The sequence below is a fragment of the Veillonella dispar genome (genome assembly GCF_937975875.1).
GTDB lineage: Bacteria > Bacillota > Negativicutes > Veillonellales > Veillonellaceae > Veillonella > Veillonella dispar_B.
On the sequence record NZ_CALJSP010000007.1, the window covers coordinates 1 to 11,066 of the forward strand.

An 11,066-nucleotide genomic window follows, 5' to 3' on the forward strand; every position below is an offset into this window, starting at 1 on the left:
GCAGAATGATGTTTCCCAAGCATTGGTTTTCTACCTTTACGAGCCTCGGACATTTTCCTACGAGTTTCTAAGAAATTGAACTGCCAAAGCATTCAAATAAGTAAAATACCTACACATAAAAAAAATATAAAAAACATTAATAAAAATTATACTATATAATCTCATATAAAGACAACGAATTATGAAAAATTCTTCATCCATTATTTATTTGATATAATACTATGTATGAAAACAGCAACTATTATCGACTTGATTGTAGATTCCAACGTACATACCCAATCTATGAATCATATTATAAAACAACAGCATATTTCCCAACGTATGCGGCGGCGTTTGCGAAATGACGGTATTATAACGGTCAATGACGAACCAGCCTCTTGGAATACCCTTGTTCACGGTGGAGACCATCTCGTTATGAAGTTAACCCCTGAACAAGAGTTTAGTTTAAGTCCTATGGATTTAGATATCGTATACGAAGATGAGTATATTGTAGTTATCAACAAAGAGGCCGGTATTCTGATGCATCCCACTTCAACGGTACGAGATCATACTTTAGCAAATGGTGTTCTACATTACTACCAAGAAACAAATCAGCATTATGATTTCCATCCTGTTCATCGGTTAGATAAAGACACCTCTGGAATTGTTATCATCGCCAAAACCTCTGTAGTACAACATGCTTTTGATAAAAAGCGTACTCATTTCCATAAAAACTACGACGCCATTGTAGAAGGTCAATTACCTACTAATCATATAAGCATTCAGTGGCCGATAGGACGTAAACCAGGTAGTATTATCGAGCGTTGCTGCACGAATGAAGGTAAACCTGCTCATACAGATATAACTGTCATTGAGAGTAATACCATTGTAAAGAATAAGATTGAGCAATGCTTTACCCATGTGCAATGTTTATTACATACAGGTCGAACGCATCAAATTCGGGTCCATCTATCTCAACTAGGATATCCACTTGCTGGCGATGACCTATATGGTGGCCACTTACAATATATTCAACGTCAAGCACTCCATGCATCGCGCGTTAGCTTTTACCATCCCATGACGGATGAATGGCTAGAATTACAGGCATCAATACCATCGGATATGGAGTCATTACTCACCAATTAAGCTAATGTATTTCTGGTAAATTAATACCGATACATAAAAATTAGCCCACATGGGCCATAAAATTAGACGAAATTTATGCATAAGTTATACAAAAAATATTGGCCCTTTATAGTGTTTCTTGATATACTTAACTTGAATTGATATATGATTGCAATACACTAGTATTTCATCTAGCTCATATGGGCTAGAAAGACTAGCAGTCACAGTATTAATAACATGATATGACAGGCCCTATGGCCAAGGAGGACAACATGCCATTAGTTACTACTACAGAAATGTTCAAAAAAGCCTATGAAGGCGGCTATGCTGTTGGCGCTTTCAATGTAAACAACATGGAAATCGTACAAGGTATCGTAGATGCAGCAAAAGAGGAACAATCCCCTCTTATCTTGCAAGTGTCTGCAGGCGCTCGTAAATATGCTAAACATATTTACCTTGTAAAACTCGTAGAAGCAGCTCTTGAAGACAGCAATTTACCTATCGCTCTTCACCTTGATCACGGCGATTCCTTCGAAATCTGTAAAGACTGTGTAGATGGTGGTTTCACATCCGTTATGATCGACGCATCTCACCATGATTTCGATGAAAACGTAAAAATCACTAAACAAGTTGTTGAATATGCTCACGCTCATGGCGTTGTAGTAGAAGCAGAACTAGGCCGTTTGGCTGGCGTTGAAGATGATGTAAACGTATCTGATGCGGATGCTCGCTTCACAGATCCAGAACAAGCTGCTGAATTCGTACATCTTACAGGCGTAGACTCCTTAGCCATTGCTATCGGTACTAGCCACGGCGCTTACAAATTCAAAGGCGACCCTTACCTTGACTTCGATCGTTTGAAAAAAGTTGGCGAATTGTTGCCTGACTTCCCAATCGTATTGCATGGCGCATCCTCCGTATTGCCTGAATTCGTAGCAAAATGTAACGAATTTGGTGGCAACATTCCTGGTGCTCAAGGCGTACCTGAAGAAATGCTTCGCAAAGCAGCTCAAATGGCAGTTTGCAAAATCAATATCGATACAGACCTTCGTCTTGCTATGACTGCATCCGTACGTGAATACTTGGCTCAAAATCCATCTGAATTTGACCCTCGTAAATACTTAGGACCTGCTCGTGATGCTATTAAAGGCATGGTAGCTCACAAAATTAAAAATGTATTGGGTTCTTCCAACAAACTATAATCAATGGCTAGTGGATTTTTAAAAGGAACCTTAATTTTAACCATTGCCGGTTTCGTAGTGAAAGCCATCGGTAGTATTAACTGGATTCTTCTATCTCGCATCTTGGGTGGTGAAGGCATCGGTATCTACCAGATGGCCTTTCCTATCTATTTGTTACTATTACAAATTTCGAGCGCAGGTGTGCCGATTGCCATCTCTATTTTGACGGCAGAACGATTAGCCTTACACGACTTTGGTGGTGCTAAGAGAGTATTCAATATATCTTTTACAATGTTAACCATTACAGGCTTTATCGCCAGCCTCGCCATGTACTTTGGTGCAGATTGGTTGATCTCTAGTGGTCTCATTGCTGAAAGCCGTGCCTACTACTCTATCATCGCGCTCGCTCCGGCAGTATTCTTTGTAACGTGGATTTCCTGCTTCCGCGGGTATATCCAAGGCTATGAAATGATGACGCCAACGGCAGTCAGCCAAATCGTAGAGCAACTGTTACGTGTTATCGTCATGCTCGGTGCCGCAGCTATTTTGTTGCCTTACGGTTTACCAGCTGCTGCAGGTGGTGCTAGCTTAGGTGCTGGCGTAGGTGCCTTTGGCGCCTTTCTAGTCCTTTTGTACTACTACTATAAATTGCCTAAGGCAAGTAGTACTGGTGAAAGCTACGATGGTCCTCGTGAATCAGCTAAAGAAATTTTGTCACGACTCTTAACATTGTCCATTCCAATTTCTTTGGCAAGTATCATGTTGCCATTAACAGCCAACCTCGATTTGCTCATCGTACCACGTCGTCTCTTAGATGCTGGTTTCCCGATGAACGAGGTAACAGAACTGTTCGGTTATCTTACAGGTATGGCGGTACCGCTCATCAACTTGGCAACCATCATTACAGCAGCCCTTGCAACAAGCATTGTACCAGCTATTTCTCATGCCTTTGCAAAACGCGATCATGAAGGTATTTATGACCGTACTGCAGGCTCTATGCGACTAACATTCATGGCTACTGTACCATTTACAGTGCTATTGTATGTACTTGCTGCGCCAACAGTTACCTTAATTTATAATGCTCCTAAGGCAGAATTAGCTACACAAATTACTGCGTTCTCTATCTTCTTCCTCGGTGTACACCAAGTAACAACAGGTATCTTACAAGGTCTCAACAAACCTCGTATTCCTGTAATTAATATGGGTATTGCTCTAGTGATCAAGGTCATCCTTAACTGGACATTAACGGCTATCCCATGGCTTGGTATCGGTGGTGCTGCGTGGGCAACCGTTGCTGATATTGGTTTTGCAGCGTTACTCAACTTAATTTACATCAAAAAATACACAGGCTACTTCCTCGACATTTCCCTACTTTGGAAAAACGTGGTCAGTGCCGGTGTTATGGGTATACTCATCTTTATGAGTTACCACTATTTAACAGATATCTTACCAATGTGGGCTAACTTCATACTCACTGGTATCGAAGGCCTATTGCTCTACGTTATTATCATGGTTCTTCTAAAAGGACTTAATAAAAACGATGGTGCAAGCATGCCACTCATTGGTAGATTCTTTAGATAAGCATAACAAAAGAGGTTTAACACTCAAGTGTTAAACCTCTTTTTTACGCTACTCACTTTACGCTATCTTTTTTGTTGTATTACTTCTTATCATTATGTACTTTTTTATCTTTCACAATATCTCTAATAGTAGGACTTGTTTGTAGTACGTCTAACATTATAGGCGAAATACCTATCCCCACAAAAGCCTTATCATTCCACGCTTTGCTATGTTTAGCATCTACATATTGAATCACATCTCGCAATTTATAATTACTTACATGAACATCATGAGGTTTATATAAATAATAGGTATATAGATACTGATTATCATATAACACCATTCCTAAAAGAGTTCCTTTATCTTTGGTAACTTCAAAGTATAATGCTGGAATGCCATTATTCCAAACTGTGGCATACTGTAATCGTTTATGACCTTGTAAACCTTGTTTTTTAACAACAGATCTTAAGTAGCTATATAAAATATTTTGTTTTTCAACACTAGCACCTTTTATAAATGGTTGCTTACCAAGTACAGCTTTAATACGTCCAGACATATAAACATCATATTCAGCTGGGCCTATAACCTCATGTTCCTTGAATTTACTATTTTTTAATACCCTAAATGTATAAGGTCCCAAATGAACTGGATCAGTATATGCTAACACATCACTAGCTGGCTTAATAGAAGGTAAAACAAAATTAGCCAAAGGTCCCATTGTATCTGAGATGGAACGTTGCGTATCATCTTTAATATAATTTTTTATAATATCTTTATTAAGGGATTGACCAATATGATAAGAAAGATTAGGTGTTTTAGGTAGTGTGAAATTAATTGTTCCCACTACGTAATGATCATTAAAGCCGATTACATCCCATGTTGCTTTTTCAAGTCCAGGATATGTAAACACATCGCCATCTACAAATCGAACCGAGTCTTTTCTCTTTTCTAATCTCTCATTCAAAGTATTCTGTAAAAGAGATTTATTTAAATCAGCATACTCTATATTTGTATCTTCCCATTTAGAACCTTTAGGCTGTTGTCTTGTTTCATATCTAAAATCAGATACGGCGCTAATAGTTCCTCCTACACTCTTAATGGAAGAGTTAGACATATGTTTAGGATCAATAGACCAACCTATTATACTTTCTTTCGATCCTGTAAATTTAATATCAGCCCCATTATCTGTAATAATATATACAGTCCTAGAATGATGTATTGCTCTAGTCAATTCTTGTACTACATAAATATCATCATCTAATTTTTCATTATCATAATTTGGCTCATGTTGTGCCCATTTTTTAACTTCAGACTCTTGGTAGTCATCAACCTTCTTAGCGAGTTCTCCTTGAATACGATATTCTTGATAAGCTTCTTTAGCAATATCTGGGCGAGCTCCAGGAATATTAACATCAATGGCCTGAGATATTCCTATAGCCCCTATAAATCCAATACAACTCAACAATAACAAACGTCTTAACTTCATGTCTCTCTCCTTAAATACATACGTTTATTTATAATTTTAACACTTATTTTATATTTCATCAATTTTACTTACATAAGAAAAATATATAGGGAAATAAAAAGGTCTGACTATACAGTCAGACATTTTAGTTTATGCTGTTATGCCTATCATCGTAAGTATTTCCATAATAATTGGTATAACTACGACAAAGAGTATGGTACTAATCATAACGAGACCTGTAGCAAATGGCAAATCAGCTTTTGATTCATTGGCTACAATTGGCAAGACGGCAATAACAGGTCCTGCCGATTGTGCTACAAAGGTTATGATCGCAATAGGTTCTAGAACTATACCTGCACCATATTGTAGTGCCATAATGACACAGAACATAATAATTGGAGAGATAACAAATCGCCCTACGATACCACCAATAGAATCCTTATTGAGGCTCATACTTTTAAGACCTGCATCATGAAGTACAATACCAATATAAATCAGGGATAATGGTGTTACCATATCACCTAAGTAATTCAAGGTAGTATGCAAAATTGGAGGTAAAGGAATTTCAAAGAACAAGAAGATAAGTGCCACAAAGAACCCTAGCAATGGTGGAGGTAATAACTTCTTCAAATCAAATTTAAACTGTTTCCGCTTTGTTTCTGTAGCTACTTTGCTATTACTTATACCATCAGTTTTACTATTATCAAAACCTAATTCGGCATTGGGCAATGGATCTAGTTCTATAAGGAATACCCCTACCATCCATACTGAAATAGTGTTACCGATATAATATAACAAGAAATATGGTAGCGCATCTTGACCAAAGAGGGCGATTTGCACTGGCAATCCTATAAATAAGCAGTTATCATTAACTACCATATTTATGAAAATACCACGCCTACCTCGAGGTACTTTTAGTGCTTTCATCATGATAAAAGCAACGATATATGCAATTACATAGGTTAATGTAACAGCTAGCATCCCATATCGTAAATTCCATAAATCCGATGTATGTAGATGATGTAATACAGATATGAATACACCGGCTGGTAAGGCAACAGACATGATAAATCTAGATAGATTACCACTAAATATAGGGTGAAACATTCCTCGCCCTTTTAATATATATCCCAACGATATAAGCAGTACAATTGGTATAATGCTCTGTAAGGATGTAAGAAAGACCATAGTAAACCTCCCGTACAGTTTATTCGTAATCTATCATACCATGTTTTTAATAAAACATATACAAATATAATTATCCCTATAAAACTAATATGAATTCCAGAAAATGTAACAATGTTAACATATTTTAGAATGTATAAGTTTTATAATTAATTACAATAGTAGTATTATTTATTCACAATTATTTGATATACTTAAACTATACTAATTGTACAAATTTTTACACATACGAGGTGATATTATGACAAAACCATTCATCGGTGTATCTGGCAATATCTTACGAGATAACGGCGGTGCCTACGTAGATTTATTACGTTCTTATGTAAACCATGATTATCCACGCTCTATCGAAGAGGCTGGTGGCATTCCAGTTATCATTCCATTTACAAAAAATCTCGACGTAGCCCGTGAAACGGTTGCAAAACTTGACGCCTTATTATTATCTGGTGGCCATGACGTATCTCCACTGAATTACGGTGAGGAACCATTGCAAGGTCTAGGCGATGTATTCCCTGAACGAGATCAATTCGATTTTGCATTATTGAAAGCAGCGGAAGAAAAACAAATTCCTATCTTTTGTATTTGCCGAGGCATTCAAATTTTAAATGTATATCGTGGTGGTTCTCTATACCAAGATTTAAAGTATGACGAAAACTGTACGATAAAACATTCACAAAATCAAACCCCTGCATTAGGTACACATACAGTAGATATCGAGTTTGAATCTAAGCTTGCTAGTGCTATTGGTCGCTCCACATGGATTACAAATTCTCACCATCATCAAACAGTAAAACATGTTGGTAAAGGTTTACAAGTAGTAGCAAGAGCTAAGGATGGTACCGTAGAGGCTTTAGAGGACTCCTCCTATCCTTGGTTAGTAGCCTGCCAATTCCATCCGGAAATGATGTCTGAAACAGATGACAATGCAAAACGTTTATTTGCTTCTTTTGTAAAAGCAGCTCAAGACAATAAAACTAAATAGTAGGAAGGTTTTATTATGAAAGAAACAGGAAAATTTGGCTTCTGGAGTATTGTACTCCTAGGCATCAATGGTATTGTAGGGACCGGTATTTTCCTACTACCAAATAAAGCGTATTCTATAATTGGTTCAGCTAGTTTAGGCGTCCTGCTATTTGACGCTGTTATTGCAGGCTGTATCGCCCTTTGCTTTGCAGAGGCAGCTAGCCTATTTACACGTAATGGTGGCCCTTATCTATATGCAAAACACGCATTAGGTGACTTTTGGGCCTTTGAAGTAGGCGTTTTAAAATGGATTGTAACCGTTATTGCCTGGGCAGCCATGGCCGTTGGCTTTGCTACCGCATTAGGTGCTGCTGTACCAGCGTTAAGTGGTGATTTTGCCAAGGATGTCATTTCATTCATCTTGATTGTAGGTCTTACCATTGTAAACATCTTTGGTGTTAACGTATCTAAATTCGTTAACAACTTAATCACTATTTCTAAATTAGTCCCTCTTGCTCTATTCATTGCAATTGGTATCTTCTTTATTAATGGAGCGAACTTTACACCAGTCTTCCCTCAAGATGTATATGTAGATGGATCATTTGCGCAAGCTGCGGTTCTTCTATTCTTTGCCTATACAGGATTTGAAGTTATTGCCATTGCTGCAGAGGATATGAAAAATCCTAAAAAGAATTTACCACGTGCTATTATCATGTGTATGCTTCTCGTATCTGTCCTTTATATGGCAATCCTTGCCGTATCTATTGGTGTACTTGGTACAGATTTAGCAAATACTAAGGCTCCAGTACAAGATGCATTCAATGTGATCGTTGGTCCTGTTGGTATGTATATCGTATTAGTAGGTACCTTAATCTCTATGGGTGGTATCAACTTTGCGGAAGCTTACTATGCTCCTCGTGTGGCTACATCCATGGCTGAAGATGGCATGCTACCAAGTGCTTTAGCAAAACGTAATCGTTACAATGCACCATATGTAGCAGCGATTGTTACTGCCATTGCCAGTGTATTACTTGCATGGTCTGGTTCCTTTACAACTCTGGCAGCCATCAGTGCGGTTTCTCGTTTTACACAATACCTACCAACATGTTTGGCTGTTATTATCTTCCGTCGTAAATGGGCAGACAAAGCTCGGTCTTACACAATCCCTGGGGGCTATTTAATCCCAGTCATCGCTATCGGCACATCTTTATGGATGCTCGCCCAAGCTCAAACCAACCAATTACTTTGGGGTCTAGGCGGCTGCATCATAATCTTGCCATTCTACTACTCCTACTGGAAAAAGAAAAAAGCTGGACTTATTAAAGACAATGACGAAATGTAAATAATACAAAAAACTACCAGTTATTCATAATATCTAGTGGCTTATCCTTCCATAGTAGAAGGTCTGTTTAAAAGATATATGTTTAACTGGTAGTTTTTATTTTATCTATTAATCGTAATTAAATTAGATCTATCAAAAAAGTAGTATCGACTAATATAGATCCTCTTCTATAATAGTGTCCTTCGTTAAGTCCTCTTCGATGTAGCCAACTTCATCAGTAGCTTCGTCTTCATCTCGTGTGTCGATATAGATACTGATAAGTGCTAGTGCACCTTCTTCATTGAGTGTGGCAATAGCACTCATAGGACCATAGGTTAAAATAAGACCATCTTCTTCATCGCGAATGATATGAGGCACTGCATCAAAGTGTTGGTTCATTAATTGATCAAAGTAATCCTCTACATCAAGGCCGCTTTCCAGAGTTATAGATTCAGAATCACCCTTTTGGAATACAACGCGCGTGTCTTCATCGATATATTGATAGAAATCATCTACATCGACATTCGCAGTTTCAAGCCACATGCTTAGGGCTGTAATCCAATCTTTAACAGTAGTTGGTGCAGAAATAAAAGCATATTCACTTTCATCGTCACCAAAGCGAAGATCATCATACTCAATGCTATAATTTTCTTGGCTAGAAACGATACGGTCTACAAGACCTTCATCATTTACGTCTACAAAAATCATGTACACATAATTATCGCCGCTTTCATAAGAAACTGTTAAACCGTGACGGCCCTCATGGAATAGTGCATCCTCCTCGTACACATCGGTAATATGCATGACCTTGCACGTAACAGGCACATTATCGGCCTTAATAGACTCAGTCATAGAGGATAAAAACTCAATACTTTCATTTCGATTGCGCCCAATAATACCACGACCTGTGGACATGTACTCACAATCTTCACTTAAAATATGTTCAATACCGTGAATATCTGCGGATTCAAGAATAGATTTTATCAATAAAAGAGCTTGTATTTCAGTCATACTACTTCTCCAAATCTTTTTTTACTATATCATCAATATTAGCAAGATCAACATTACCCTTGAATTTCTCAGGAATAGTAACTAACTTAACATCAGTTATCATATTACGAAGTTGTTCTTTAGTATAAGACATATTTCTATTATAACTCAATATACTAGTTAAAGCTGTCGTTCCGTCCTGAATATAAAATACCATTATCCCCTCTTGATTAGCTTTCTCTTCTTCCACTAGAATACCTGGTACACCATCATTCCATACAATGCGTTTAGAGAAATGGACATAGCCTTCAGGGGATTTAATCGTATCAATAATCACCTCAGTAAGGATGCTATCCAATTCAATGGAATCTGCTCCACGGTTCTTATCTATCGGCTCTATAAAGAGAGTTTGTGTTATACCAGAAGAGCTTTTATAAGACAAACCATCTTTAACATCTCTTACAGAACCCTTAACTTTTACATCATTAAGAATACGATAAATATAATTTTCACCGTCTATTTTTGTTGTATGAGAATATACATTGCTATCTGTTAGTGGTTTAATAGATGGCAACACATAATTAACCAGTATGGGACTAATTACCTGCCCCATATCCTGCTTAGCTTCAGTTATACCTACATGATATCGAATCGTCGAATCATTATCAAAAGCAAAATTTAAATTAGAGTAAAATTGAGCTTTATTATTTTTCTTAATTTTGCCATACAAAGAATCCCAGTAACTATCAGTTAAACCAATATACGAAAAACTCGCTCCGTGGATATCTTCTGGTTTATAAGAAATCGATTCAAACCCTTTTATGTTTGTAGGTCGTTTATAATCTTTACGTAAATCCTCTTCCGTAATCGAATTAAATGGCTTTCCCATATAATCAGAACTTTGCCAATTCTGCTTATTTTCAACAATTAAGCCTGTTGTCATATTATGAGAGAAAAGTTCATACCCTATATATTTATCAGTTATATTATGCTTCTGCACTTTATAATAACTCATATAAGGTACAAGAAAACGAATTCCCTTTCCACTATGATCAATAACCTCTGTTTGCCCCTCATACAGATTAAGTGGACCTACATAGCTTTCTCGAATAACTGTTTCAGCCTCTTTTTCAGATAGGCCATTATCTATGTACAGTTGCTTAGTTTTATCATACTGTTTACTCTTTTGAAAGTCTCTTAATGCTCCTTCTTGTATGCTTTTAATTGAAGAATCACTATGTAGAAAATGATAACCTGGACTATATCGTACCAAAAGAGGGCTCAAACCTCTGGATTG

At 37.3% G+C, this 11,066-nt stretch carries 10 protein-coding genes; 5 read left to right on the top strand and 5 right to left on the bottom strand.

Features of this window, described 5'->3' with window-relative positions; translation table 11 throughout:
- Nucleotides 1–92, bottom strand: a 92-nt coding sequence (locus Q7P05_RS09575; RefSeq protein ID WP_369680419.1) for an NUMOD3 domain-containing DNA-binding protein, incomplete at its 3' end; no start/stop codon positions are given.
- A 133-nt stretch (nucleotides 93–225) separates the two neighbouring features.
- On the opposite strand from Q7P05_RS09575, the gene Q7P05_RS00300 reads away from it, so the two are divergent.
- The 3 genes from Q7P05_RS00300 to Q7P05_RS00310 all read left to right on the top strand — a co-directional run bounded on the left by Q7P05_RS00300 (nucleotide 226) and on the right by Q7P05_RS00310 (nucleotide 3,866).
- Nucleotides 226–1,125, top strand: a complete 900-nt coding sequence (locus Q7P05_RS00300; RefSeq protein ID WP_303929986.1) for an RluA family pseudouridine synthase — start codon at nucleotides 226–228, stop codon at nucleotides 1,123–1,125.
- Between the two features lie 251 nt (nucleotides 1,126–1,376).
- The gene (gene fba, locus Q7P05_RS00305) at nucleotides 1,377–2,306 is read left to right on the top strand and encodes a class II fructose-1,6-bisphosphate aldolase (protein WP_060924176.1); all 930 of its coding nucleotides are present in this window, start codon (nucleotides 1,377–1,379) and stop codon (nucleotides 2,304–2,306) included.
- Nucleotides 2,307–2,309: 3 nt separating this feature from the next.
- Nucleotides 2,310–3,866 carry a polysaccharide biosynthesis protein gene (locus tag Q7P05_RS00310; protein ID WP_303929987.1) on the top strand — a complete coding sequence of 519 codons (1,557 nt, stop codon included), beginning with the start codon at nucleotides 2,310–2,312 and terminating at the stop codon, nucleotides 3,864–3,866.
- A gap of 79 nt (nucleotides 3,867–3,945) precedes the next feature.
- Here Q7P05_RS00310 and Q7P05_RS00315 read toward each other — a convergent pair whose 3' ends face one another.
- Both Q7P05_RS00315 and Q7P05_RS00320 read right to left on the bottom strand, forming a co-directional pair.
- Entirely contained in the window at nucleotides 3,946–5,331 is a 1,386-nt protein-coding gene (locus Q7P05_RS00315; RefSeq protein ID WP_303929988.1) for a hypothetical protein, read from the bottom strand.
- A 129-nt stretch (nucleotides 5,332–5,460) separates the two neighbouring features.
- Nucleotides 5,461–6,498, bottom strand: a complete 1,038-nt coding sequence (locus tag Q7P05_RS00320) for an AEC family transporter (protein ID WP_303929989.1) — start codon at nucleotides 6,496–6,498, stop codon at nucleotides 5,461–5,463.
- 238 nt (nucleotides 6,499–6,736) lie between these two features.
- Between Q7P05_RS00320 and Q7P05_RS00325 the strand changes: the two genes are divergently transcribed.
- Nucleotides 6,737–7,477: a gamma-glutamyl-gamma-aminobutyrate hydrolase family protein gene (locus Q7P05_RS00325; protein ID WP_303929990.1), complete on the top strand. Its 741-nt coding sequence runs from the start codon at nucleotides 6,737–6,739 to the stop codon at nucleotides 7,475–7,477.
- A gap of 15 nt (nucleotides 7,478–7,492) precedes the next feature.
- Entirely contained in the window at nucleotides 7,493–8,800 is a 1,308-nt protein-coding gene (locus tag Q7P05_RS00330; RefSeq protein ID WP_105089368.1) for an APC family permease, read from the top strand.
- Between the two features lie 150 nt (nucleotides 8,801–8,950).
- On the opposite strand, the gene Q7P05_RS00335 is transcribed toward Q7P05_RS00330, so the two are convergent.
- The gene (locus Q7P05_RS00335) at nucleotides 8,951–9,790 is read right to left on the bottom strand and encodes a hypothetical protein (protein WP_303929991.1); all 840 of its coding nucleotides are present in this window, start codon (nucleotides 9,788–9,790) and stop codon (nucleotides 8,951–8,953) included.
- Nucleotide 9,791: 1 nt separating this feature from the next.
- Nucleotides 9,792–11,066, bottom strand: a 1,275-nt coding sequence (locus tag Q7P05_RS00340; RefSeq protein WP_303929992.1) for a hypothetical protein, incomplete at its 5' end; no start/stop codon positions are given.